This window comes from Streptomyces sp. JJ36 (assembly GCF_021696945.1).
Taxonomy (GTDB): Bacteria; Actinomycetota; Actinomycetes; order Streptomycetales; family Streptomycetaceae; genus Streptomyces.
In genome coordinates, this window is the sequence record NZ_JACYHE010000002.1 from 129,053 (window position 1) to 154,279 (window position 25,227).

18 protein-coding genes, 2 pseudogenes and 1 riboswitch are annotated in these 25,227 nt (G+C 75.7%); of the genes and pseudogenes, 7 read left to right on the forward strand and 13 right to left on the reverse strand.

Features of this window, described 5'->3' with window-relative positions; genetic code table 11:
* The 12 genes and pseudogenes from HOY81_RS01475 to HOY81_RS01535 form a co-directional block, all read right to left on the reverse strand.
* Positions 1 to 1,320, reverse strand: coding sequence for a peptidoglycan DD-metalloendopeptidase family protein (locus tag HOY81_RS01475; RefSeq protein WP_237317144.1), 1,320 nt, complete (start codon positions 1,318 to 1,320; stop codon positions 1 to 3).
* 5 nt (positions 1,321 to 1,325) lie between these two features.
* Positions 1,326 to 1,508, reverse strand: a riboswitch (cyclic di-AMP (ydaO/yuaA leader).
* Positions 1,509 to 1,932: 424 nt separating this feature from the next.
* Positions 1,933 to 2,721 (reverse strand): response regulator, encoded by a 789-nt coding sequence (locus tag HOY81_RS27240; protein WP_272892203.1) that lies wholly within the window; start codon positions 2,719 to 2,721, stop codon positions 1,933 to 1,935.
* Between the two features lie 142 nt (positions 2,722 to 2,863).
* A complete protein-coding gene (nirD, locus tag HOY81_RS01490) occupies positions 2,864 to 3,286 on the reverse strand; it encodes a nitrite reductase small subunit NirD (protein WP_237317146.1) in 423 nt (140 codons plus the stop codon).
* Positions 3,283 to 5,907 (reverse strand): nitrite reductase large subunit NirB, encoded by a 2,625-nt coding sequence (nirB, locus tag HOY81_RS01495; RefSeq protein ID WP_237317255.1) that lies wholly within the window; start codon positions 5,905 to 5,907, stop codon positions 3,283 to 3,285. The genes nirD and nirB overlap by 4 nt, the downstream gene beginning before the upstream one ends.
* Positions 5,908 to 5,921: 14 nt before the next feature.
* The gene (locus HOY81_RS01500; RefSeq protein ID WP_237317148.1) at positions 5,922 to 7,556 is read right to left on the reverse strand and encodes an NAD(P)/FAD-dependent oxidoreductase; all 1,635 of its coding nucleotides are present in this window, start codon (positions 7,554 to 7,556) and stop codon (positions 5,922 to 5,924) included.
* A 67-nt stretch (positions 7,557 to 7,623) separates the two neighbouring features.
* Complete coding sequence (locus HOY81_RS01505; RefSeq protein ID WP_237317257.1) at positions 7,624 to 8,853, reverse strand: cytochrome P450; 1,230 nt, start codon at positions 8,851 to 8,853, stop codon at positions 7,624 to 7,626.
* Positions 8,854 to 8,966: 113 nt separating this feature from the next.
* On the reverse strand, positions 8,967 to 10,217 hold the full coding sequence (locus tag HOY81_RS01510; protein WP_237317150.1) for a cytochrome P450: 1,251 nt from the start codon (positions 10,215 to 10,217) through the stop codon (positions 8,967 to 8,969).
* A complete protein-coding gene (locus HOY81_RS01515) occupies positions 10,214 to 10,801 on the reverse strand; it encodes an ATP/GTP-binding protein (protein WP_237317260.1) in 588 nt (195 codons plus the stop codon). The genes HOY81_RS01510 and HOY81_RS01515 overlap by 4 nt, the downstream gene beginning before the upstream one ends.
* An 87-nt stretch (positions 10,802 to 10,888) precedes the next feature.
* A pseudogene (locus HOY81_RS01520) lies at positions 10,889 to 11,173 on the reverse strand (DUF742 domain-containing protein); the annotation flags it as partial.
* Between the two features lie 113 nt (positions 11,174 to 11,286).
* Positions 11,287 to 12,180: pseudogene (locus HOY81_RS01525) on the reverse strand (ATP-binding protein); the annotation flags it as partial.
* 457 nt (positions 12,181 to 12,637) lie between these two features.
* Entirely contained in the window at positions 12,638 to 13,480 is an 843-nt protein-coding gene (locus tag HOY81_RS01530) for a serine hydrolase (RefSeq protein WP_237317262.1), read from the reverse strand.
* Positions 13,481 to 13,527: 47 nt separating this feature from the next.
* Positions 13,528 to 14,499 (reverse strand): LysR family transcriptional regulator, encoded by a 972-nt coding sequence (locus HOY81_RS01535; protein WP_237317152.1) that lies wholly within the window; start codon positions 14,497 to 14,499, stop codon positions 13,528 to 13,530.
* A gap of 133 nt (positions 14,500 to 14,632) precedes the next feature.
* Between HOY81_RS01535 and HOY81_RS01540 the strand changes: the two genes are divergently transcribed.
* Together HOY81_RS01540 and cutA are read left to right on the forward strand one after the other, a co-directional pair.
* A complete protein-coding gene (locus HOY81_RS01540; protein WP_237317154.1) occupies positions 14,633 to 15,667 on the forward strand; it encodes an MBL fold metallo-hydrolase in 1,035 nt (344 codons plus the stop codon).
* Positions 15,668 to 15,717: 50 nt separating this feature from the next.
* Positions 15,718 to 16,080, forward strand: coding sequence for a divalent-cation tolerance protein CutA (cutA, locus tag HOY81_RS01545; RefSeq protein WP_237317157.1), 363 nt, complete (start codon positions 15,718 to 15,720; stop codon positions 16,078 to 16,080).
* Here cutA and HOY81_RS01550 read toward each other — a convergent pair.
* Positions 16,023 to 18,431, reverse strand: coding sequence for a molybdopterin oxidoreductase family protein (locus tag HOY81_RS01550; RefSeq protein ID WP_237317159.1), 2,409 nt, complete (start codon positions 18,429 to 18,431; stop codon positions 16,023 to 16,025). The genes cutA and HOY81_RS01550 overlap by 58 nt on opposite strands.
* Before the next feature lie 207 nt (positions 18,432 to 18,638).
* Between HOY81_RS01550 and HOY81_RS01555 the strand changes: the two genes are divergently transcribed.
* The 5 genes from HOY81_RS01555 (at position 18,639) to dnaG (ending at position 25,158) form a co-directional block, all read left to right on the forward strand.
* A complete protein-coding gene (locus tag HOY81_RS01555; RefSeq protein WP_237317161.1) occupies positions 18,639 to 19,604 on the forward strand; it encodes a sirohydrochlorin chelatase in 966 nt (321 codons plus the stop codon).
* A 97-nt stretch (positions 19,605 to 19,701) separates the two neighbouring features.
* Entirely contained in the window at positions 19,702 to 21,246 is a 1,545-nt protein-coding gene (locus tag HOY81_RS01560; RefSeq protein WP_237317163.1) for a deoxyguanosinetriphosphate triphosphohydrolase, read from the forward strand.
* Between the two features lie 121 nt (positions 21,247 to 21,367).
* Positions 21,368 to 22,639: an FAD-dependent oxidoreductase gene (locus HOY81_RS01565; protein WP_237317165.1), complete on the forward strand. Its 1,272-nt coding sequence runs from the start codon at positions 21,368 to 21,370 to the stop codon at positions 22,637 to 22,639.
* Positions 22,640 to 22,648: 9 nt separating this feature from the next.
* Positions 22,649 to 23,122, forward strand: coding sequence for a GNAT family N-acetyltransferase (locus HOY81_RS01570; RefSeq protein WP_237317167.1), 474 nt, complete (start codon positions 22,649 to 22,651; stop codon positions 23,120 to 23,122).
* A gap of 110 nt (positions 23,123 to 23,232) precedes the next feature.
* Entirely contained in the window at positions 23,233 to 25,158 is a 1,926-nt protein-coding gene (dnaG, locus tag HOY81_RS01575) for a DNA primase (protein WP_237317169.1), read from the forward strand.
* Positions 25,159 to 25,227 lie beyond the last annotated feature (69 nt).

Genomic DNA, 25,227 nt, shown 5'->3' on the forward strand with positions numbered 1-25,227 from the left:
TCAGAGGGAGACGCCGTGGGACCGCAGGTAGGCGACCGGGTCGATGTCCGAGCCGTACGACGGACCGGTGCGCACCTCGAAGTGCAGGTGCGGGCCGGTGCTGTTGCCGGTGGAGCCGACGCTGCCGATCTGCTGGCCGGCGGAGACGGACTGGCCGGCGGAGACGGACAGCGAGGACATGTGGCCGTACTGGCTGTACCGGCCGTCGTCGTGCTTGATGACGACCTGGTTGCCGTACGCGCCGCCCCAGCCGGCGGAGACCACGGTGCCGTTGGTGACGGCCTTCACCGGGGTGCCGGTCGCGGCGGAGAAGTCCACACCCGTGTGGTAGCCGCTGGACCAGCTGCTGCCGGTGGCGCGGTACGGGGTGCTGGTCCCGGCGTCGACCGGGGCCACGTAGCCGGAGGCGTCGCTCTGGGCGGCACCCGAGGACTGGGTGGACTCGGCGGCCTCGGCGGCCTGCTCACCGCCGGACCGGGAGGCCTTGCCGGCCTGCTCGTCCCGCGGCTCCTCGGCCTTCTCCGCCTTCTCGGGCTGCTGCTTCTTCTCGGGCTTGGCCGCGGACTGCTTCTTCTCCGGGGCCGGGGCCTTGGCCTCGCCCCCGCCGCCGTGCACGGTCAGCCGCTGGTCCGGGAAGATGAGGTCCGGGTCCTCGCCGACGACCTCACGGTTGTCGGCGTACAGCTCCTGCCAGCCGCCGTCCACACCGTGGTCGCGGGCGATCTTGAAGAGCGTGTCACCGCTCACCACGGTGTAGGTCTCGGCCTTCGCCGGCTTACCGGCGGACTTCTCCGCCTTCTCGCCCTTTTCGGACTTCTCAGACTTGCCGGACTTCTCGGCCTGCTGGGCCTTCTCGGCCCCGGCAACCTGCTGCTTGTCGCCGCTGCGGCCGGCGCGCTCCTCACCGCCGTCCGGGTCGATGGCCGGGGCGCCGCTGTTCTGCTGCAGCCCCGCCGCCGGGCCGCAGTTCGGCCAGGCGCCCGGGCCCTGCATGGCGAGCAGCTTCTCGGCCGTGGCTATCTGCTGCTCCTTGGTGGCCAGGTCGGCGCGGGGTGCGTACTGCGTGCCGCCGGCAGCCTCCCAGCTCGACTGGGTGAACTGCAGGCCGCCGTAGAAGCCGTTGCCGGTGTTGATGCTCCAGTCACCGCTGGACTCGCACTGGGCGACTTTGTCCCAGGTGTCGACCGAGGCGGCCTGGGCGCCGCCGGCGGACATGAGGGGGAGGACGATGCCGGCGCCGCCCGCGCTGAGCGCGAGGGTCGCGGCGCGTCGCGTGAAGCGCAGAGACTTGGGGCGGCGATGACGTCCGCGTGCAGACATAGGTGTGTTCCTCTCCTACGCCTACGAGGTGAGCTGTCGGGTTCGGGCTGGAGTTGCCCGGTCGCGCGGGAGTGTGTGACGAGCACACGCGTACGCGACTTCACCCCAAGCCGTCCCGGCGCGGGCGCCGGTCGGGCACTTACCTGGTTCCCCCGCTCCTGCCGTTGCGGTCACGGTGGCTCCTGCGCCGGGCGGCAGGACTCGGCGTCCCGGCTCAGGCCCGCCGCTCAAGTGCGGCGGAAACGTCGAAACGAAAACACAACGGTTACGGCGCGGCAAGAAAGGACAGGCTGGTGCAGAGGGCCCCGGGGATTCCGCAGCGTGACGTCGTCACCCGGAGTGTCGGCGTGTAAGCGTCGCGTGGTGCGCCCGCGCGCCGCCGGAGCCGTCAACCGGCCGCTTCAGCACAGGAGTTGACCGAGCGTGGAAAGTCCGGCCGTGCTCGGTCACCCGTGCGGAGCGTGGCCTTGTTACTCCCGTCACCTCGCGGAGCAGAGCACTCCATAAGCGCGCCTACCGCCCGAAACGGACATGTCGCCTATGGGGGTTGAGGGGTGACTCTGCTCCAGGGCTCCGTGTGCCGGGCGCACTTGGGCGAGACGGACACCACGGTCATGCCGTGCCGGGCGGAGCGGCCGCCGGGGGCGACCCCGCGACCCGGGCCGGGCGGACCGCATGATAACGGCGCTCCGGCCGGCCCGTGGTCCCGTACCGCAGGGTCACCTCGGCGCGGCCGGTGGCCGCGAAGTGCTCCAGATACCGCCGGGCGCTGGCCCGGGACAGCCCGCTGCGCTCCGCGCACTCGGAGGCGGAGAGGCCCTGCGGGCTGCCCTCCAGCGTCCGGCCGACCAGCGCGGCGGTCTGCGCCGTCAGGCCCTTCGGCAGTGCGGCACGGCTCCCCGGCCGGTCCGGCGTACGGGGGGCCGCCGCCGGCGGCGGTGTGCCGAAGACCTGGTCCACGGCCTCCTGCCCCGGGACGGCCGGGGCGGTCAGCTCCCGGCGGCGGCGCGCGTAGAGCTGGAGCCGCTCCTGCAGGGTGCGGCCCTCGAACGGTTTGACGATGTAGTGGACCGCGCCGCCGTGCTGGGCCCGGCGTACCGTCTCCACGTCCCGGGCGGCCGTGACCACCAGGACGTCCACACCCTGGCCGGCATCGTCGGCGTACCGCCCGGACCGCAGTTCGCGCAGCACCTCCAGGCCCGAGATGTCCGGCAGGTAGATGTCCAGCAGGAGCAGGTCCGGCGCCCGGTCGCGCACCGCCGCCAGCGCCTCCGCGCCGCTACGGGCCTCGCCCGACACGGTGAAGCCGGGGGTGCGCTCGACGAGGGTGCGGTGCAGGCGGGCGACCATGAAGTCGTCGTCCACGACCAGCACGCGGAGCGGCACGGTCGGCTCGTCCATCGCCGGGCCTCCCTCACCGTGCCGGCCTGCTGACCTCGGCCCCCGCGGAGGCCCCTGCAGGGCACAGGGTAAGTGGGGCACTCCGTGGAGGCGAGGGGCCGTGCTGCGCGCGGAGGCCGGGCCGGGGGCCCGCCCGGCCGGTTCAGGCGGCCGGGCCGAGGCGCACCGGGTGGACGGGCACGGACACCGTGTCGTCGTCCAGGCAGCGCCCGGTCGCCAGGTCGAAGCGCTGCTTCAGCAGCGGGGAGGCCACGTACGGACATCCGTCCGCGGTGCCCAGCAGGCCGCGGGAGAGCACACAGGCGCCGGTGAAGGGGTCGCGGTTGCCGATGGCGTAGCAGCCGCCGGACCGGTCGGTGAACACCGCGATCTGCGTGCCGTCCGGCAGCAGCGCGGCCACCCCGCGACCCGGCACCAGCACACTTGTGTCGCACACCGGGTGCCAGCCCTCCGGGGTGTGCACCTCCAGCCGTCCGGCGGCGGGGCCGGCGGGCCCGGCGGATCCGTCCGGCGCGTCCGGGACGGTCGTCCGGGACGGGGTCTGCTCGGGGGCGAAGGTCGTCATGCGGGTGTCCCTTCGAGAGTGCGGACGGGGAGGTCGGGGCCGGCCAGCAGGGTGAGGTCCGGCTTGATCTGGTCCCGTTCCGGGACGAAGCGCACGGTCGGGTCGGGCGCGTCGGGCGCGTTCACGAAGGAGACGAAGCGCCGCAGCCGCTCCGGGTCGTTCAGCGTCTCCGCCCACTCGTCCCGGTAGCCCGCGACATGGGCGGCCATCAGCGCCTCCAGTTCGTCGCAGATCCCGAGCGTGTCGTGCACCACCACGTCCCGTACGTGCTCCAGGCCGCCCTCGATCCGCTCCAGCCAGGTGGAGGTGCGCTCCAGCCGGTCGGCGGTGCGGATGTAGAACATCAGGAAGCGGTCGATCAGCCGCACCAGCCCGTCGTCCGAGAGGTCCTGCGCCAGCAGGTCGGCGTGGCGCGGGGTGGCGCCGCCGTTGCCGCCGACGTAGAGGTTCCAGCCGGCGGAGGTGGCGATCACGCCGAAGTCCTTGCCCATGGCCTCCGCGCACTCCCGGGCGCAGCCCGAGACGGCGGACTTGAGTTTGTGCGGCGCCCGCAGGCCCCGGTAGCGCAGCTCCAGGCCGATCGCCATCCGGACGCTGTCCTGCACCCCGTAGCGGCACCAGGTCTGCCCCACGCAGGACTTCACGGTGCGCAGCGCCTTGCCGTAGGCGTGCCCGGACTCGAAGCCCGCGTCGACCAGCCGCGCCCAGATCCGGGGGAGCTGGTCCACCCGGGCGCCGAACAGGTCGATCCGCTGGCCGCCGGTGATCTTGGTGTAGAGCCCGAACTCGCGGGCCACCTCGCCGAGGACGATCAGCTTCTCCGGGGTGATCTCGCCGCCCGGCACCCGCGGGACCACGGAGTAGGAACCGTTCTTCTGCAGATTCGCCAGGAAGTGGTCGTTGGTGTCCTGCAGCGCCGCCTGCTCGCCGTCCAGCACGTGCCCGTCGGCGCCGATGGAGGGCGCCAGCGAGGCGATGATCGAGGCGACGGCCGGCTTGCACACCTCGCAGCCCTCCCCGTTGCGGGCCTCCTCCCGGCCGTGCGAGTCCAGCAGCGCCGCGTAGCTCGTCACCCGCAGGCTGCGGACGATCTCGTACAGCTCGGCCCGGGTGTAGGCGAAGCAGCCGCACAGGCCCTTGTCCACGGTGACGCCGTTCGCCTCCAGCTCCGCGTCCACGAGCTGCCCGAGAACCTTCACACAGCTTCCGCAGCCGGTGCCCGCCTTGGTGCACTTCTTCACCTCGGGCACGCCGGTGCAGCCGTGCGCGGTCACCGCCTCCCGCACCGTGCCCTTGCTCACGTTGTGGCAGTTGCAGACGATCGCGTCGTCGGGAAGGGCGGCGGGGCCCAGCGCGGCGGGCGCGCCCGCTCCGGCCGGCAGCACCAGCGACTCGGGCGGTACGGGCGGCACCGAGCCGGTCAGCGGCCGCAGCATGCCGTACGTCTCCGCGTCCCCCACCAGCACGCCGCCGAGCAGCGTGCCGTCCGGGCCGACCACCAGCTTCTTGTAGACCCCGGCGCGCGAGTCGGAGTAGACGACGTCCAGCGCGCCCTCGGCCGTGCCGTGCGGGTCGCCGAAGGAGGCGACGTCGACCCCGAGCAGCTTCAGCTTGGTGGAAGTGTCGGCACCGGTGAACGGGGTGCCCGCGGTGCCCTCCGCGATCGCGCCGGCGGCGGTCCCGGCCATCTCGTAGCCGGGGGCCACCAGGCCGTAGACCGTCCCGTCCACGGCCCGGGCGCACTCGCCGATCGCGAACACCCGCGGGTCGCTCGTCCGGCACGCCTCGTCGACCACCACGCCGCCGCGTTCGCCCACCTCCAGCCCGGCCTCGCGGGCGAGCTGGTCGCGGGGGCGCACCCCCGCGGAGAAGATCACCAGGTCGGTCCCGATCTCGGAGCCGTCCGAGAGCACCAGGGAGCGCACCGCGCCGGAACCGTCGGCGAGGATCTCCTTGCCCGCCACCCCGGTGTGCACGGCGATGTCCATGCTCTCGATCTTCCGGCGCAGCGCGGCGCCGCCCCCGGGGTCCACCTGGATCGCCATCAGCCGGTCGTGGAACTCCACCACGTGCGTCGCCAGGCCGAGCCCCTGGAGCGCCCCGGCGGCCTCCAGCCCGAGCAGCCCGCCGCCGACCACCACGCCGGTGCGGGCCTTCTTCGCGTACGCCTCGATGGCCAGCAGGTCCTCGATGGTGCGGTAGACGAAGCAGCCCTCGCTGTCGCTGCCCGGCACCGGCGGCACGAACGGGGACGAGCCGGTGGCCAGCACCAGCGTGTCGTAGGCGACGGTGCGCCCGGAGCGGGCGGTGACGGTGCGCGCCGCGCGGTCCACGGCGACGGCCGGGTCGCCCAGGTGCAGCTCGATGCCGTGCTGCTCCAGGAAGCCCTCGTCCACCATGGACAGCTCCTCCGGCGCCGTGCCGGAGAAGTAGGAGGTGAGCTGCACCCGGTCGTAGGCGGGGCGCGGCTCCTCGCAGAGAACGACCACCCGGGCGCGCTCCGCAACGCCGCGCTCGGCCAGCGCCTCCAGGAAGCGCTGGCCCACCATGCCGTGGCCGACCAGAACGATCACCGGCGCTCCGGGCGGTGGGCCCGGCGGCGACGCCTGGGGCGGGGACATCTCGGCAGCCATGTTCAGTGGCCTCCCTCAGGGGTGAGCAGGTGGAGCAGCGGGTGCGCGGGCGCACCGGGCAGCGGCGCGTCCTCCTCCCAGGTGCGGGCGAGCGTGCCGACGGTGGCGAGGTCGCCCAGGAGGATGCCGCCGACCAGCCGGTCGCCGCGGACGACGACCTTCCGGTAGACCCGGCGGGTGGCGTCGTGCAGATGGAGGACGTCGTCGTCCGTGCCGGGCTCGGTCTCACCGAACGCGGCCAGGTCGAGGGGACCGGGCGCGGCGCCCGGGCCCGGGGCGGTGCCCGGGGCCCCGGCGCCTGCCGCCGTGGCGGCGCCGGTCCCGGGGGCGCCGCCCGGTGGGACGGGCGGCACCGCGGTGCCTTCGGGGGCCGCGGTGCCTGCGGTGTTCGCGGGGTGTGCGGTGTCCGCGGCACCCGGGGCCGGGGGAGCGGATGCCGGGGCCCCCGGGCCGGCGGGTGCGGACGCGCCGGAGTCGGGGCCGGGTCCGGTAAGTGCGGACGCGGCAGCTCCGGGCGTTCCGGGAGAGGCGGCGGCCGGGGCCGCCAGAGTGAGCCGGGTCAGGGCCCGGGTGCCGGTGTAGCGGGGCCGGGCGCCGCCCGGCAGGGTCTGTCCGGTCAGCAGCCGGGCCAGCACGTCGGCCTGATCCTGCGCGGCGCCGGCCAGCCCGTACAGCACGCCGGCGTGCTCGGCGCAGTCGCCGATCGCGTGGATCCGCGGGTCACCGGTGCGCAGCTCGTCGTCGACGACGACGCCGCGCGCCACCGCCAGCCCGGCCGCCCGCGCCAGCCCGGTCCGCGGGCGTACCCCGCAGGCCAGTACGACCAGCTCGCAGTCCAGCCGGTAGCCGTCCGCCAGCTCCACGGCCCGGACGGCGCGGGTCGCCCCGGCCGCCCGGACCGTCGCGGCGCCCCCGGTTCCCCCCGCGGGGGCGCCGTCCGCCGGCCGGGTGCGCAGGCCCCGTACCCGGCAGCCGGTGTGCACCTCCACGCCCAGCGACTCCAGGTGCCGGCGCAGCAGCCCGGACGCCTCCGCGTCCAGGTGCCGCTCCATGAGGTGCTCGCCCTGCTGGGCGAGGACCACCTGGGCGCCCCGGGCCGCCAGCGCCCGCGCCGCGGACACGCCGAGCAGCCCGCCGCCGATCACCACGGCGCGGGTGCCCGTACGCACCGCCGCGGCCAGCGACAGGCAGTCGTCCAGGGTGCGGAAGGCGGAGACGCCCTCCGGCAGCTCGCGGCCGCCGGGTGCCGCGCCGTCCGCCGGAGCGCCGGCGGGGGCGTCCGCCGGGAACAGCCCGCGGAGCGGCGGCAGCACCGGGTTCGAGCCGGTCGCCAGGACCAGCGCGTCGTACGGCAGTGCGGCGCCGTCGTCGCAGAGCACCCGGCGCTCGGCGCGGTCGATCCGCACCGCCCGCACCCCGCGCAGCCGGCGGCCCGCGACCCCCTCCGGGAGCGCGGCGACCTCCGGGGCGTACCGCCCGGCCAGGACCTCGGCGAGCAGCACCCGGTTGTAGGCCGGGTGCGGCTCCTCACCCACGACGGTGAGGTCCACGCGGTCGCCGGCGGTGCCGAGCTGCTGCGCGAGCCGGGCACCGGCCATGCCGCCGCCGATCACCACCACACGCTTCTTCGAGGTCATGCAGGAAGCGTGCGCGGCGGCTGTTACCCGGCGGGATCCCCGCTGTTTCCCGGGGGCAACGCTGCCCTCAGCCGGTGGCGCCCTCCGCTGTGAGCCCCGGCCGCACGGGGAGCGTGTGCGTGCTGTTGCCGACGAAGCTGCGGTGCCGGGGCAGCTCGCCCTCCGGGCGGGCGAGGACCAGCCCGGGGAAGCGGGTGAAGAGCCGGCGCAGCGCGGTGGTGGCCTCCAGCCGGGCCAGCGGAGCGCCCAGGCAGTAGTGCGGGCCGTGGCCGAGCGACAGGTGGCGCTCGCCGCCGCTGCGGGTCACGTCGAACCGGTCGGCGTCCGGGCCGTGCGCCTCCGGGTCCCGGCCGGCCGCGGAGTAGCCGGCCAGCACCGGCGTGCCCTGCGGGATCACGGTGCCGTCGATCTCCAGGTCCCGGGTCGGGTAGCGGAACGGGAAGAAGCTGACCGGGCTGTCGTACCGCAGCGTCTCCTCGACCACGCTCTCCCAGCTCGCCGAGCCCGCCAGCACCAGGTCGAGCTGGTCCCGGTGGGCGCAGAGGGCGCGCACGGCGTTGCTGACCAGGTTCAGGGTGGTCTCGTGCCCGGCGACGACCATCAGCAGCAGCGTGCCGATCAGCTCCTCCTCGCTGAGCCGGTCGCCGTCCTCCTCGCGGGCCGCGAGCAGCGCGCTGGTCAGGTCGTCGCCGGGGGCGGCACGGCGGGCCGCCGCCACCTGGGCGAGGATGGCGAGCATCTCCTGGTTCGCGGCGACCATCTCGGCCGGCGGGAGGTCGGTGCTGACGATCCGGTTGGAGAGCACGTGCAGCCGGTGCGTCAGCTCGGCGTCCACGCCCAGCAGTTCGCAGATCACGCTCATCGGCAGCGGGAAGGCGAAGTGCCGGCGCAGGTCGGCCACCCCGTCGGGGTCGGCGGCCGCGGCCGCCGCCAGGTCGTCCAGCAGCCGCTCGGTCAGCTCCTCGACGCGCGGGCGGAGCGCCTCCACGCGGCGCGCGGTGAAGGCACGGCTGACCAGCGAGCGCAGCCGCCGGTGGTCCGGGCCGTCCGCGGTGGTCATGCCGCGCACCGTGGCGAAGGTGCGCAGCGGCCAGCCCTCGGGGATCTCGCCCCGTTCCAGCGCGGCGAAGTGGCAGGCGTTCTTGCCCACGTCCGGGTGGTTCAGGAAGTCCCGCAGCTCCGCGTGGCGGACGACGGCGAAGCCGGACACCTCGCCGGGCAGCACCACCGGCACGGCGGCGCCGCGCTCCCGCAGCCGCGCGTTGTCCGGGTGCGGGTCGCCCCCGGAGGCGTCCATCCGGTGCGGCTCCCGGGCGGCGGCTGCACCGTCCGGCCGCGCGGCGTCGGCCTCCCCCGGCCGCCCGGCGTCCGACGGGGAGTTCTGCTGCGGCCGGTCCTGCGATGCGGTGCTCAACTGTGGCCTCCTGCGGGCGCTGCGGTGAGATGCGGGGCGGTGAACCGTACGGGCAGTGCCGCCAGCCCCCGGGTCCACGGCGAGCTGGCCCACACCAGCTCGTCCTCCGGGACGGCGAGCGTGAGGCCGGGCAGCCGGTGCCGCACGGTCTCCACGGCCGTACGGGCGATCAGCCGGGCCGGGTCCTGGGCGGGGCAGGTGTGCGGACCGAAGCCGAAGGCGGCGTGGGCCCGGTTGCCCGGCACGGGGCGGCCGTCGGGCGGCAGCACCTCCGGGTCCTGGTTGGCGGCGGCCAGCCCGAGGATGAGCATGTCCCCGGCCCGGACCGGCTGGCCGCCGAAGCTGAGGTCCCGGGTGGCGTACCGGGCGGGGAAGTTCTGGGTGGGCGGGAAGCGCCACAGCGCCAGATCCAGGGCGGCGTCCACGGTGAGCAGGCCGCCGGTCACCGAGGTGCGCAGACCGGGATCGGTGAGCAGCAGCCGCAGCGCCGTGGTGATCCAGTTCCGCGTCGTCTGGTTGCCCGCGACGATCATCACGACGAGGTTGTGCAGCACCTCCTCGTCGGTGAGGCCCGCGGGGTGGGCCAGCAGCCGGGAGGTGACGTCGTCCTCCGGCGCCCGGCGCTTCTCCTGCACCAGATCCCTCAGCAACCCGGCCATCCGGCGGGCGGCGTTGGGGGAGTCGGCGTTGGCGGCCGCGGTGCCCGTGACCGCCTCCACGAGCTGCTGCACGGTGCGCTCCTCGGTCACGCCGAGAAGCTGCATGAGGATCTGCACCGGCAGCTTGTTCGCGTAGTGCGGCACCAGGTCCGCCTCGTGCCGCCCCGCGAACGAGGCGATCAGATCCTCGGCCGCCCGGCGCACCCGGCGGCGCAGCTCGTGCCCGTCGATCCCGGCCAGCGCGTCCGCGACGGCCGCCCGCATCCGGCGGTGCTGCCGCCCGTCGGCGAAGAGCAGCGCCGGCCGCCACCCCACGAAGCTCAGCACCGGGGTGTCCGCCGGCACCCTGCCCTCCCGCAACAGGTTCCACAGCCGCGGATCGTGCGAGAAGTCCCGCTCCTCCCGGCACAGCCGCAGCAACTCCCGGTACCCCAGGACCAGCCAGGCGTGCAGGCCCGGCGCGAGCGCCACGGGCGCCACCGGGCCGTGCGTCTGCCGCAGCCGCTCGTACAGCGCGGGCAGCGCGTCGCCGTGCAGCTCCGGGCCGTACAGCGGGGTGGGGGTGCGGTCGTCGGGCGGAGCGGTCACGAGCTCTCCCTGATGGCGAGTAGATGGCTGACGAGGGCGATGAGCGCCCGTACGGAGGAGGAGCGGTCGCGGGCGTCGCAGTTGACCACCGGGGTGTGCGGCAGGATGTCCAGCGCCGTGCGCAGTTCCTCGGCCTCCGGGCGCGGGCTGCCGGGGAAGTCGTTCACCGCGATGGAGAAGGGCACGTCGAGGTCCTCGAGTTGTCCGATGGTCGCGAACGACGCCTCCAGGTCCCGGGTGTCCACCAGGGCGAGCGCGCCCAGCGCACCACGGGCCAGCTCCTGCCAGACCGGCAGGAACCGCGGCTGCCCCGGGGTGCCGAAGAGATACAGCACCAGCTCACCGTCCAGGGTGAGGCGCCCGAAGTCCAGAGCCACGGTGGTGGTCGTCTTGGTCGGCGTGCCCGCGGTGTCCACGCCGGCGCCGAGTTCGCTCATCACGGCGTCCGTGGAGAGCGGCTCGATCTCCGAGACGGAGCCGATGAGCGTGGTCTTGCCCACCCCCAGCGGCCCCACCACGAGGATCTTCGCCGAGCCCGCGACGCTCGGCCGTACGTAGGTGGCGCCCCCGCGACCCCCGTCCACCGGCCGGGAATCGGCCGCCGGCCCCGGACCGGGGACCGCGCCCGGCAGCACGTCCAGCCGGCCCGCCCGCTCGTCCGGGCGCAGCGGGGTCCGCGCGTCCAGCAGCCCCCACTCCAGCAGGTCGTGCAGGAGCACCTGGAGCACCGTCGGCGGCTGCCCCAGATGCGCGGCCACCTCCGCCACCGACAGCAGCCCGCGGCAGCAGTCCAGGATGCGCCGGTACTCCGGCTGGAGCGTCGGCGGCGCCGGGATGCCCGAGGCCACCACGAGCGCCTCCCAGGGCAGCGGCTCCCGCGCGGCTCCCGCCCGGCCGCCGGTGATGACGTACGGCCGTACGGCGGAGGCGGGAAGCTCCTCCTGCGGCTCGGTCATGAGGAGGGGGTCACCGGCCGTCCGGCCGACGGGCCGCCGGGCCCGCCCGCCGGGTCCGGGCCCCCGTGCGGTCCGCCCGCGCCGCCGCCGGCGCCCCCGGCCTGCGCGGCGGCCGGACCGGGCGGCACGGGCTCCGCGAGCAGCCCGTGCGGCACGGACACCACCACGCGCATGCCGCCGAACGCCGAGGTCCCGGTCAGCTCCACCCCGAACCCCAGTTCCCGGGCCCAGCGGCCCGCACAGGCCAGCCCCAGCCGCGGCACCGCACCCAGCTCCGCCAGGTCGAGCTCGTGGCGGAGACGCGCCGTGGCCTGCTGCAGGACGTCGGGCGCCATCCCGGGGCCGGCGTCCTCGATCTCGATCACCGCGCCCTCCAGCGTCTCCCGCACCGAGACCAGCACCTGGGCGCGCGGCGGGGAGAACACCGTGGCGTTCTCCAGGAGTTCCGCGATCGTGTGCATCAGCCCCTCGACCGCCGTCGGGACCGCGAACCGGGTCTGCCCGCCGTGCACCTCCACCCGCCCGAACTCCACGATCCGGGACTGCGCCCCGCGCACGCAGTCGAAGAGCGACACCGGCCGGGTCTCCCGGCGCGCGGGCCAGTGGCCGCACATCACCAGCAGCGTCTGCGCCTTGCGGGTGAGCTGGGCGGCGGCATGGTCGGCGCGCATCACCTCCGCCATCAGGCGCGGGTCGTCGATGAGCTGCTCCACCCGGTCCAGCACCTGCTGCTGCGTCGTGGCCATCGCGTGCATGCCGCTCGCCACCCCCTCGAAAGCCGCCTGCACGGAGTCCCGCAGCCGGCGCTCCTGGCGTACGACGGTCTCGGTGACCGCGGGCAGCCGCACCGTCGACAGGTGCTCCAGCTCGGCGCTGCGGGCCGCGGTCTCGCGGTGCGCCCGCGCCGCGTCGGCGCGGGCCGCGGCGAGCTGCCGCCGCAGGCGCAGCACCCAGAGCAGCAGGAGCACCAGCGCGGCCGCGGCGGCGCCGCCTGCGGCGGCGCACACCGCGCCCACCTCCGGGTCCAGCAGGACGTCCGCAGCCACGCCGCAGCCGAGGGCGGACACCGTGGCGATCGGCCACCAGAACCGCGGACTCCTCGCTTGCCGACTCACCACGCCAGACAACGCCCTCTCGGTAGGAAGCGTTCAAGTGCTCGGGTCCGTTCGGGAACGCTTCGATACTACTGATCAAGTGCTCTTTCCATGGTCGAGAGTTGAGAACTCCTGCACGGTTCCGGGCCGGGCGGGGATTCCGCTTCCCGCCGGGACGGTGTGGCGGGAGCGCGGCCGAGACGCGGGGGAGACGCCGGGGGAGACGTCGCGGGAGGGGCGGGACGGGCTGCCCGGGGCCGGCGTACGGTGCACGGCGCCGGCGTGCGGCGCCGCCCGGCGCGGCCCGCCCTGCGCGCCCCTGCGCACCCCTGTGCGCCGGTGCGCACCGCGTTGCACCGCGGGCACGGCGTCAGGCACAGCAGCCGCGCAGCCGGGAGACGGCCGTGTGCGCGGCGGCGCCCATCGCCGCGTCCAGGTCCGGGCGCCGGGTCGTCAGCGACTCCGTCTCCGTGCAGACGGCCACCGCGTACCGCCCGCCGTCCGGATAGGACGCCACCCCGATCTCGTTCCGCACGCCCGGCAGGGTGCCGCTCTTCGCGGCGACGGTGACCTGCTCGGGGAAGCCCGCCTCCAGCCGGCTCCTGCTGACCTGTTCCGTCATCAGCGACCGCAGCCGCGCGCACGCCCGGGGCGGCCCCGCCCGGTCCGTCCACACCAGTGCCAGCAGCCGCGTCATCTCGCGCGCCGTCGAGGCGTTGGTGCGGGCCGGGTCCAGGATGCGCAGGGCGCGGAACCGCTCAGCGGGCAGCGCGGGCAGTGAGGCGGCGAACTCCTCGGCGCTCGCCGCCCCCACGTCCTCGAGCATGGACTCCAGCAGCAGCCGCGGGCCGCCCAGCACCCGTGTCCGGATCAGCCCGAGTTCGCGGGCCAGGCTCTGCACGGTGTCCGCGCCGACCCGCCGGAAGAGCACGTCCGCCGCCGAGTTGTCGCTGACGGAGAGCGCGAACCGGGCCAGGTCGCGCAGGCTCATCTCCACGTCGTCGGCGCACCCCGCGGTGCCGGTGCCGCCGAGCCGCTCCGGCGCCCGTACGAGTGCGCGCTCGGCCGGATCGAGCTGCCCGCGGGCGGCCTGCCGGGCGAACTCCAGCACCAGCAGCACCTTGACCACCGAGGCCAGCACCACCGGGCGGTCCGCCTCGACCCCGGTGTCCCGGCCGCAGTCCACACACCGGGCGTGCAGCCGCACCCGCACGCCGAGTCCGGTGAACGGCCCCACCTGCGGTGGAGGCGCCACGGCGCTCACCCGGCCCCGTAGACGACGTTCCACGGCCGGGGCGCGGCGTCCGGCGGTGCGGCGTCCCCGGCCGGCGGGTCGCCGGCGCCGTCCGCCCGCAGCACCCGGGTCGCCGTACGGACCAGCAGCGGTACCGCCGGATGCGCGCCCCGCTCCGGCCAGGCGAAGACCAGGCGCCACTCCGGCGCCCGCGGCGCCGCCCGTCGCCACACCACCCGTGGCTCCTTCCGCGCGATGGCCGGATGACTGAACGCCACTCCGTAGCCGGCGATCACCAGCCCGAGCATCACCTCCGGGCTGTGGGCCGTGGGCAGTTCCGCCGGATGGAAGCCCGCCTCCCTGCAGGCCGCCAGCACGGCGTCGTAGAGCCCCGGCGAGACCTCTCGGGGAAACGTCACCAGCGACTCGCCCGCCAGCTCCGCCAGCGGGACGTCCGCCGCCCCGGCCAGCGGCGAGCCGCGCGGGACCACCACGCCCAGCGGAAAGTCGATCTCCGGGCCGCTCGCCAGGCCGCCGCCCGGGTCCACCGGAGGCGGCACCAGCCCCGCGTCCAGCCGCCGGTCCCCGAGCAGCCGGGTCTGCTCCGTCCCGGCCAGCTCCCTGAGCTCCAGCCGGACGTCCGGGGCGGCCGCCGCGAACTCGGTGAGCACCGCCCCGAGGACGCTCCCCGGGATCTCCGGCGGTACCCCGACCCGCAGCGTCCCGTACGTCCCGGCGTCCGCCCGGGCCGTCAGCTCCCGCATGCGCGCCACCCGGCCCAGCACCGCCTGCGCCTCGGCGAGCAGCACCTCGCCGGCGGCCGTCAGCCGCACCTGACGGCGCGAGCGGTCGAAGAGCCGTACGCCCAGCTCGCGTTCGAGCCCCCGGATGCGCTGGCTCAGCGGCGGCTGGGCGATGCCGAGCCGCTCGGCGGCCCGGCCGAAGTGCAGTTCTTCACCGGTCACCACGAAGTAGCGCAGGTGTCGCAGCAGGTCCACGCTGCGACGATATCGACCGCGCTATGGATCGCGGAGGCCGTCGCTCTTGGACGCCGCGCCGCGGACCGTGCTCTGCTGCGTCGCCCGGGCCCCGGACGCACCGTGCGGCCCGGTCTTCAGGGAGGGCTTCGTGATGCAGATGCGACGACGGACAGCCGTACCCGGACGCGACGGCACGCGTCCCCGGCCCGTCTCCCGGCGCGGGGTGCTGGGAGCCACGCTGGCCGGCGGCCTCGCGGCCACCGGTGGGGCCACGGGCGCCGGAGCAGCCGGCGGCCGGCGGGAGGAGAGGCCGGCGGAGCAGCGCTCCGGGCGGCCCCGGCCCTCCGCGGGCGGCGCCGTACGGCTGCGCTGGCTGGGCAACAACGGCTGGGAGATCCGTATCGAACGGGACGGGCACACCCGGACGGTGCTGATCGACCCCTGGCTGACCCGGTTCCGCACCGGCACCTACACCCCGGAGGGCGCCGACCCCGACACCCCGGTGACCGTGGACAAGCCGCTGATCGACCGCCACGGGCTGCGGGCCGACCAGATCCTCGTCACCCACGGCCACTACGACCATCTGCCCGACGTGCCGCATCTCGCGGCCACCACCGGCGCCACGGTGCTGGGCACCGAGAGCCACGTCAACATGATGCGGGCCATGGGCGCGCCCGAGGAACAGCTCTCCGTGGTCTCCGGCGGGGAACTGCTCCAGTGCGACGGATACACCGTCCAGGTGCTGCCCTCGCTGCACTCCATGGTGGGCGAGCACCCCCGGGTGCCGTTCCCCGGCACCCGGCCCGCCGAGGTGCCGCCCCGACCCCGGGTGATCTCCGACCTGGTGGAGGGCGGGACCCTCGCCTACCGCGTCACGGTGAACGGCTTCAGCATCGTGAACTTCGGCGGCTCCAACTTCAGCGAGGCCGGCCTCGCCGGGGTCCGGGCCGACCTGGTGCTGATGCAGCCCGGAGGAAGCGCGATCCACGCGCTCGTCCCCCGGATGCTGCGGGCACTGGACCACCCCGCCTACGTGGTGCCGACGCACTGGGACGACATCGACCACCCGCTGGACGAGCCGGCCCGGGACTGGGGCGGCCTGGACTCCCTGCGGCGCGCGGTACGCGAGGCCTCCCCGGGCAGCCGCTTCCTGGTCCTGGACCATCTGGAGACGCTGACGCTGTGACGTCCCGCCGCACGGCGCCGCGGCCGCGGTGGGGTGGTTACGGTGGGGGCATGGCCGAGATCCTTCCGGAGACCCCGTCCGTCCTCACCGTCCTCACCACCACCGGCAGCGCGGAGGAGGCGGAAGCCCTGGCCCGCGGCGCCGTGGAGCGGCGGGTCGCCGCCTGCGCGCAGATCGGCGGGCCGGTGACCTCCGTCTACCGCTGGGAGGACGCGGTGCAGACCGACCCCGAGTGGCAGGTGCTGTTCAAGACCGCGGCGACCCGGTACGCGGACCTGGAGGCGTATCTGCGCGAGGCGCACAGCTACGACGTGCCGGAGATCATCGCCACCCCGGTGGTGCGGGGTGGCGCCGACTACCTCGGCTGGGTGGCCGAGGAGTGCGCCGGCCCGTCCGCGACCACAGGGGCCTGAACGCGCTCCAGCCGCACCGCGCAGACCTTGAACTCCGGCATCCGGGAGACCGGGTCCAGCGCCGGGTTGGTCAGCGTGTTGCCCCGGCCCTCGCCGGGCCAGTGGAACGGCATGAAGACGGTGTCCGGGCGGATCTCGCGGGAGATCCGCGCGGGCGCCACCGCGCGCCCCCGGCGGGAGACCACCGCCACCGGCTCCCCCTCCGCCGCGCCGATCCGTTCTGCGAGCCGCGGGTGGAGCTGGACGAACGGCCCCGGCGCGGCGGCGTTCAGCTCCGCCACCCGGCGCGTCTGGGCCCCCGACTGGTACTGCGACAGCACCCGCCCGGTCGTCAGGTACACCGGGTACTCCGCGTCCGGCTCCTCCGCCGCGGGCCGGTGCGTCACCGGCGCGAACCGGGCCCGCCCGTCGGGCGTCGCGAAACGGTCCAGGAACAGCCGCGGCGTGCCCTCCTCGTCCCCCGGTGCATGCGGGGAGTGCGGTGCCGCCGACGGGTGCGGTGGCCGCGGTGGCCGCGGTGCGTGGTGTGGCACCTGCGGCCCGGGGGACGCGTCCGGGGCCTGCCGTGCGCCGTCCGCGTCCGGCGCACCGACCATGTGCGGTGCCCCGGACCCGTACGGCCCGCTGACCGTGCCCGGCCCGCCTGGCCCGTCCGGTCCGTCCGGTCCGTCAGGTCCGTCCGGTGTCTCCGGGCAGGGCCAGAACACCCCGTCGCCCGCGGCCAGCCTGCGGTAGGTGATCCCCGAGTAGTCCGCCGGCCCGCCCGCCGACGCCCGGCGCAGCTCCTCGAACACCTCCTCCGGGTCCGCCGGGAACCCCTTCTCCCGGCCCAGCCGTGCGGCGAGCCCGCCCAGCACCTCCAGGTCGCTGCGGACCCCCGGCGGCGGGTCCAGCGCCTTCCGGCGCAGCAGCACCCGTCCCTCCAGGTTGGTGGTGGTGCCGGTCTCCTCCGCCCACTGGGTCACCGGCAGCACCACGTCGGCCAGTTGTGCCGTGTCGGAGAGCACGACGTCCGCGACGGCGAGGAAGTCCAGGGAACGGAACCGCTCCTCCACATGCGCGGCCCGCGGTGCCGAGACCACCGGGTTCGAGCCCGTCAGCAGCAGCGCTCGCACGTCCCGGCCGAGCGCGTCCAGCAACTCGTACGCGCTGCGCCCCGGGCCCGGCAGCGAGTCCGGGTCCACCCCCCACACCTCGGCGACATGGGCGCGGGCGGCCGGGTCCGTCAGTTTCCGGTAGCCCGGGAGCTGGTCGGCCTTCTGCCCGTGCTCGCGGCCGCCCTGCCCGTTCCCCTGCCCGGTGAGGCAGCCGTATCCCGACAGCGGGCGGCCGGCCCGGCCGGTGGCCAGGCAGAGGTTGATCCAGGCGCCGACGGTGTCCGTGCCCTTGGACTGCTGCTCGGGACCGCGGGCGGTGAGCACCATGGAGTCGCGGGCGTCGCAGAAGAGCGCCACCGCCTCCCGCAGTTGCGGGAGCGGCACCCCGGTGATCCGCTCCACCAGCTCCGGCCAGTGCGCCATCGCCGCGCTGCGCGTTTCCGCCCAGCCCGTGGTGCGGGCGTCGACGAACTCCTGGTCCACCCGCCCCTCGGCCACCACCAGGTGCAGCATCCCCAGCGCCAGCGCGAGGTCGGTGCCGGGACGCGGGGCGAGATGCAGGTCCGCCTGCTCCGCCGTACGGGTGCGCCGCGGGTCGACGACGATCAGCGTGCCGCCGTTCTCCCGCAGTTCGGTGAAGTAGCGCAGCGCGGGCGGCATGGTCTCGGCCGGGTTGGAGCCGACGAGGATGACGCACCCGGTGCGCGGGATGTCGGACAGCGGGAAGGGCAGGCCGCGGTCCAGGCCGAAGGACCTGATTCCCGCGGCGGCGGCCGACGACATGCAGAACCGGCCGTTGTAGTCGATCTGCGAGGTGCCCAGCACGATCCGGGCGAACTTGCCCAGCGCGTACGCCTTCTCGTTGGTCAGCCCGCCGCCTCCGAAGACGCCGACGGCGTCGGGGCCGTACGCCTCCCGGGTCCGCGCAAGTCCCGCCGCGACCCGGTCCAGCGCCTCCTCCCAGCCGGCCGGCTCCAGCTCGCCGCCGGGGCGGCGCCGCACCAGCGGCTCCGTCAGCCGGGCGGCGGAGGAGAGCACGGCGGGCGCGGTGCGGCCCTTGCCGCACAGCGCACCCCGGTTCACGGGGAACCCGGGGCGCTCCGCCACCTCCACGGCCGGCGCGCCGTCCCCGTCCGCGCCGTCCCCGGTGCCCGTGCGGGGGCGCAGCGTCATGCCGCACTGGAGGGCGCAGTACGGACAGTGCGTGTCGGTCGCCGCCGCGGGTGCGGTGGCGGCTGAGGAGGGCTGGAGCATGCGGCCCATGCTCGGCCCGCCGTGTTACACCGCCCGACCGGCCGCGTTACGGCCACGGCAACCCGCCCTCAGCGGGTGCGGAGGAGGAGCGTGAGCGGCACCCCGGCCGCGACGCCGTTCACTGCCCACCGCCCCTCGTGAGCTGGGGGCAACCTTCGGATACGCGCAGGCAACACGGGTGCAATGGCCGCGCGCCAGACTCACCGCATGACGGCGTCCCGCACCCCGGATCACGTCCTCGGCCCCTCGTCCGCCCCGCCCGACCTGGAGAGTACGGCGCAGCTCATGTCCCGACTGACCGCTCAGTTGCACACCCAGCTCGGCACCCTCCGCCCGGCCCCGGCAGCCGCTGCGGATTCCCCGCTCGCGCCCACCCTGGTGGCCGTCGCGCACGGGTCGCGTGATCCGCGTGCAGGGCGGACGGTGCGGGCGCTGCTGGAGCGGGTACGGGCGCTGCGCCCCGGCCTGCGGGTCGAGGCGGCGCACATCGAGCTGAACGAGCCGCTGCTCGCGGACACCCTGGCCGCCCTGCCGGACGGAAGCCGCGCGGTGCTGGTGCCGCTCCTCTTCGGGCGCGGCTACCACGTCAAGCACGACCTCCCGGCCGCGCCGGCCGCCGCGCCGCACCTGGACGCGGTGCAGGTCGCGGCGCCGCTGGGCCCGCACCCGCTGCTCGCCCGCGCCTTGCACGACCGGCTGCGGGAGGCGGGCTGGCCGGAACGGCGCCCGGCGCCCGGCACGGCCGGGGGAGGGCGCTGTGCCGGAGAGCCCGGTGCCGGCGGGGAGCACCCGGCCGGGTCCTCCCGGGACGCCGTCGTGCTGGCGGCCGCGGGCTCCCGGGACCCGGAGTCGGCCGCCGGCACGGAGGCCGGCGCCGCACTGCTCAGCGACCGGCTCGGCGGGGTGCCGGTAGTCCCCGCGTACGCGTCGGCCGCGCAGCCGACCGTGCCCGAGGCGGTGGCGCGATTGCGGCGCGACGGGTACCGGCGGATCGGGCTGGCCTCGTACTTCACCGCCCCCGGGTACTTCGCCACGCAGTGCGCCGAGGCCGCACCCGGTGTGGTGGCCGCACCGCTGGGCGCGCATCCGGCGCTGGCCCGGCTGGTGCTGCACCGCTACGACCTCGCCGTGGCCGCCGGCCCGCACGGCCCGTACCGGCTCGCCGCGGCCTGACGGCGCCGCAGCCTGACCGCGTCGCCGCGCCTCGGCGGCGCGGTGTCCCGGACCTCCGCCGTCGCGGGGTGTGGACGGAGCGCCGTACCGTCGGCGTATGCGCAGCGAACACGACCGGCACTACGCCCCCGCGGACCTCGAGCGGTGGGCGCCCGAGCCCGACAAGCGGCCCGGGCGCACCGCATTCCAGCGGGACCGCGCCCGGGTGCTGCACTCGGCCGCGCTCCGGCGCCTCGCGGGCAAGACGCAGGTCGTACCCGCAGCCCCGGCCCCGTACGACGCCGCGGGCACCGTCTGGGACGCCAGCCCCCGGACCCGGCTCACCCATTCGCTGGAGTGCGCCCAGGTCGGGCGGGAGCTGGGGGCGGCGCTGGGCTGCGATCCCGACCTGGTGGAGACGGCCTGCCTCGCGCACGACCTCGGCCACCCGCCGTTCGGCCACAACGGGGAGGGTGTGCTCAGTGAGCTCGCCGCGTCCTGCGGCGGCTTCGAGGGGAACGCCCAGTCGCTGCGGCTGCTCACCCGGCTGGAGCCCAAGCGGTTCGTGGCGGGCCCCGACGGTCCTGGTGCCGGCCGCGGTGGTCCCGGCGCCCCCGGCGCCTACGGGGACCTGCGCAGCGTGGGGCTGAACCTCACCCGCGCCGCGCTGGACGCGGCCACCAAGTACCCGTGGCCGCGGGGCGGCCGTCCGCGCGACCCCGGGTCGCCGAAGTTCGGCGTGTACGAGGACGACCTCCCGGTCTTCGGCTGGATACGGGAGGGCGCCCCGGAGCACCGCCGGTGCTTCGAGGCCCAGGTGATGGACTGGGCCGACGACGTGGCCTACTCGGTGCACGACGTGGAGGACGGGCTGCACGCCGGGCACCTGGACCCGAACCTGCTGCTCGCCGAGCCGGAGCGACGGGACGTCTTCGCCCTGGCCGCAGCCCGCTACGCCCCCGGCGCGCCGCTGGAGGAGCTGGCCGCCGCGCTGGACCGGCTGCTGGACCAGGAGTGGTGGCCGCACGGCTACGACGGCACCGCACCGGCGCAGGCCCGGCTCAAGGACGCCACCAGTCAGCTCATCGGCCGGTTCTGCCTGGCCGCGGAGGGCGCCACCCGGGCGGCGTACGGCAGCGGGCGGCTGACCCGCTACGCCGCGGAACTGGTGGTGCCGCACGGCATCCGGCTGGAGTGCGCCGTGCTGAAGGCGGTCGCGGACCGCTATGTCATGCAGCGCCCCGACCAGGCGCGACTCCGTGCCGAGCAGCGGGAACTGCTCCGGGAGCTCGCCGACGCGCTGGCGGCGCGGGCGCCGGACGGGCTGGACCCGCAGTACCGGGCACTGTATGCGGCCGCCGGTGGTGACGCGGAGCGGCTGCGGGTCCTCATCGACCAGATCGCGTCGCTCACCGACGCGTCGGCCCGTGCGCTGCACGCCCGGCTCACCCGCCCGGCCGGGGGCGGGACCGCCACCCCCTCCACCGCCCCGGCCCCCGCTCGCGAGCCCGCACCGGGCACGGCCCGGGAACCGGCTCCGGGCACCCGAACGGACGACCCGGCGGATGCCTCGACCGACGCCCCGCCGGGCACCCCGCCGGAGGCCCCGCGCGGGCGCGGCGCGCCCGCGCGCGGCGGCGGGAGCGCGGGTCTACGGGCGTAGTCCCACCGGCGGCGCCGCGGCCCGCTCCGTCGCCCCTTCCCGTCGACCGGCCGATGCGGGAGGCTCCCAGGGAACGGCAAGGTGAAGACCGGGGGGAATGCTCTCAGCGAGGAGGAGACACGTGGTCGACGCACATCGGACGTTCGTCATCGTCGGCGGTGGCCTGGCGGGTGCGAAAGCGGCGGAGACCCTCAGAGAAGAGGGCTTCACCGGCCGCGTCATACTGATCGGTGACGAACGCGACCACCCCTACGAGCGCCCCCCGCTCTCCAAGGGATTCCTCACCGGCGCCGAGGAGCGCGACAGCGTCTTCGTGCACGAGCCCGCCTGGTACGCCGGTGCCGACATCGAGCTGCACCTCGGTCAGCCCGCCGTGCAGCTCGACCGTGAGGCGAAGACGGTGCGCCTCGGGGACGGCGCCCGGATCCACTACGACATGCTGCTGCTGGCCACCGGCGCCGAGCCGCGCCGGCTCGACATCCCCGGGACCGATCTGGCCGGTGTGCACCATCTGCGGCGGCTGGCGCACGCGGAGCGGCTGCGAGGGGTGCTGGCGGCCCGCGGGCGGGAGAACGGGCATCTGGTCATCGCCGGGGCCGGCTGGATCGGGCTGGAGGTGGCGGCCGCGGCCCGCGGGTACGGCGCGGAGGTGACGGTCATCGAGCCGGATCCCACGCCGCTGCACGGCATCCTGGGTCCGCAGATGGGCTCGCTCTTCACCGACCTGCACCGTGAGCACGGCGTGCGCTTCCACTTCGGTGCCCGGCTGACGGAGATCACCGGGCAGGACGGCATGGTGCAGGCCGTGCGGACGGACGACGGGGAGGAGCACCCGGCGCACGAGGTCCTCGCGGCCATCGGTGCCGCGCCCCGGACCGCGCTCGCCGAGTCGTCCGGGCTGGCGCTGGCCGGGGGCCGGGGCGGCATCGCGGTGGACTCCTCCCTGCGCACCAGCGACCCGCACGTCTTCGCGGCCGGCGACGTGGCCGCCGTCGACCACCCGCTGGTGGGGGAGCGGCTGCGGGTGGAGCACTGGGCGAACGCCCTGGAGTCCGGCCCGGAGGCGGCCCGCGCCATGCTCGGCCGCCCGGTGCGCTACGACCGGGTGCCGTACTTCTTCTCCGACCAGTACGACCTGGGCATGGAGTACGCCGGCTGGGCGCCGCCCGGCAGCTACGACGAGGTGCTCTGCCGCGGCGACGTCGGCAAGCGCGAGTTCATCGCCTTCTGGCTGCGCGAGGACCGGGTGCTGGCGGGGATGAACGTCAACGTCTGGGACGTCACCGACCAGATCCAGGCGCTGGTCCGCTCCGGGCGGCCGGTGGACCAGGCGCGGCTGGCGGACCCGGGGGTCCCGCTGACCGCTCTGCTGGAGGGCGCACAGGCACCGTAGGGTGACGGCATGACGATCCGTACCGCCGTGGTGCCGCTGCCGGAGGTCTTCCCGCTGCGCTGGGAGGTGCTGCGCCCGGGACTGCCGAGGGAGTCCGCGGAGTTCCCCGGGGACGCCCAGCCCGGCGTCTTCCACGTCGCCGCCTACGACGGTGACGCGGAACCCGGCGAGGGTGCCGGGGCCGGTGTCGGCGTGCTCGGCTGCGGCAGTTTCTACCCGGAGCCGGCCCCGGACGGCGCCGGTCCGGCGTACCGGATCCGCGGCATGGCCAGCGCGGCCCGGGCGCGCGGCCGGGGGTACGGCGCGGCGGTGCTGCGGGCCGGCGAGGAGGAGGCGGCGGCCCGCGGCGCCGTGCTGATGTGGTGCAACGGCCGCACCGAGGCCCGCGGCTTCTACGAGCGGCACGGGTACGAGGCGGTCGGCGAGGAGTTCGTCATCGAGGGGGTCGGTCCGCACCACGTCTTCCTCCGCAAGTTGGGCTGAACGCCGCCCGCCGCCGCCTCCGCGCCCCGTCCGCTCCCCGCGCCCCGGGGTGCGGGTGTCCGGCGCCCCGTGCCCCGGGCCCGTCGGTGGCGGGCCGTAGACTTCCGGGCGTGGCGGGAAGGATCAACGACGAGGACGTGAAGGCGGTACGGAACGCCGTGCCGATCGACGCCGTCGTCTCGGAGTACCTCCAGCTCCGCAACGCCGGCGGGGGCCAGCTCAAGGGCCTGTGCCCGTTCCACGACGAGAAGTCCCCGTCCTTCCACGTCAGCCCGAGCAAGGGGCTGTACCACTGCTTCGGCTGCCAGGAGGGCGGCGACACCCTCGACTTCGTCCAGAAGGTCGACCACCTCTCCTTCTCCGAGGCGGTCGAGCGGCTGGCGGCGCAGGCCGGCATCACCCTGCGTTACGAGGAGGGCGGGTACGGGCGTGCCAGCCAGGCCGGGGAGCGCACCCGGCTGGTCGAGGCGCACCGCGCGGCCGCCGCCTACTACGCCGAGCAGCTCGACGGCGCGGAGGCCGCGACGGGCCGGGAGTTCCTGGCCCGGCGGGGGTTCGACCAGGACGCGGCGCGGCACTTCGGCGTCGGGTACGCTCCGGCCGGTTGGGACCACCTGGTGCGCTTTCTGCGCGGCAAGCGCTTCTCCGACCGGGAGCTGATCCAGGCCGGGCTGGCGCAGGAGAGCCGCAACGGGCGGCCCATCGACCGCTTCCGTGGCCGGTTGTTGTGGCCGATCCGGGACATCACCGGGGAGGTCGTCGGCTTTGGCGCGCGGAAGCTCCGCGACGACGACAACGGGCCCAAGTACCTCAACACCCCCGAAACCCCCATCTACCGCAAGTCGCAGGTGCTCTACGGCATCGACCTGGCCAAGCGGGAGATCGCGAAGGCCGGTCGCGCCGTGGTCGTCGAGGGGTACACCGACGTCATGGCCTGCCACCTCGCGGGGGTGACCGGGGCCATCGCCACCTGCGGCACCTCCTTCGGCGGGGACCACGTGAAGATCCTCCGCCGCGTGCTGATGGACAACTCGCGGTCCGAGGTGGTCTTCACCTTCGACGGCGACGCCGCCGGTCAGAAGGCCGCGCTGCGGGCCTTCGAGGACGACCAGAAGTTCGCGGCCCGCACCTCCATCGCCGTCACGCCGGGCGGCATGGACCCCTGCGAGCTGCGGCTCGCGGAGGGCGACGCTGCGGTGCAGCAGCTCCTGGAGGGGCGCACCCCGCTGTTCGAGTTCGCCATCCGGTCGGTGGTGCGGGAGCACAACCTGGACACCGCCGAGGGCCGCTCGGCCGCCCTGGAGGAGGCCGCGCCGATCGTCGCGCGGATCAAGGACGGCGCGATCCAGCACGAGTACGCCGTCTGGCTGGCCGGGCTGCTGGGCATCCTCGACACCCAGTTCGTGGTGCGCCGGGTCGGGCAGCTCGCGCGCTGGGCACGGGAGCGGGCCACGGCCCGCCCGGGTGCGGCGTCCGGGCGCGCCCCGGGCGGGGGACCGCACGCCGCGGCGCCCGCGGATGCCGCGCCGCAGCGGTGGCCGCGCGGGCCGGCACTGCATCTGCGCAGTCCCGCACACCGGGTGGAGCGCGAGCTGCTCAAGCTGGCGTTGCAGCGCCCCGAGCTGGTGGCGCCGGCCTTCGACGCCTACGGGGCCGACGAGTTCACCGCCCCGCCGTACGCCGTGGTGCGGGAGGCCGTGGCGGCGGCGGGCGGCGTGACGGGCGCCGACGGGGGCTTCCTGACGCGGGTACGGGAGGCGGCCCCGGACGACACCGTCCGCAGCCTGGTCACCGAGCTCGCCGTGGAGCCGCTGCGCAGTGCCCGGGGCCGGGAGGTGGACCAGGCGTACGCGGGCGAGCAGCTCGTCGCCGTCCGGCTGGCGGCCGTCCACGCACGGATCGCCGAGCTGGAGGGGTCCGCCCGCCGGCTGGAGGCCCAGCACGACCACGAGCGGGCGGCTCCCGTGCGGGAGCAGCTCTGGGTGCTCCAGCAGTACGCCCGCGCCCTGCGCGACCGCGGCGCCGCCGCCCTCTAGCATTCCGGCCCGGCTCGGAGATCGCCGCCCGGCGCCGGCGGTGCGGCTGGGGCCCGGGCTGGTCACCGG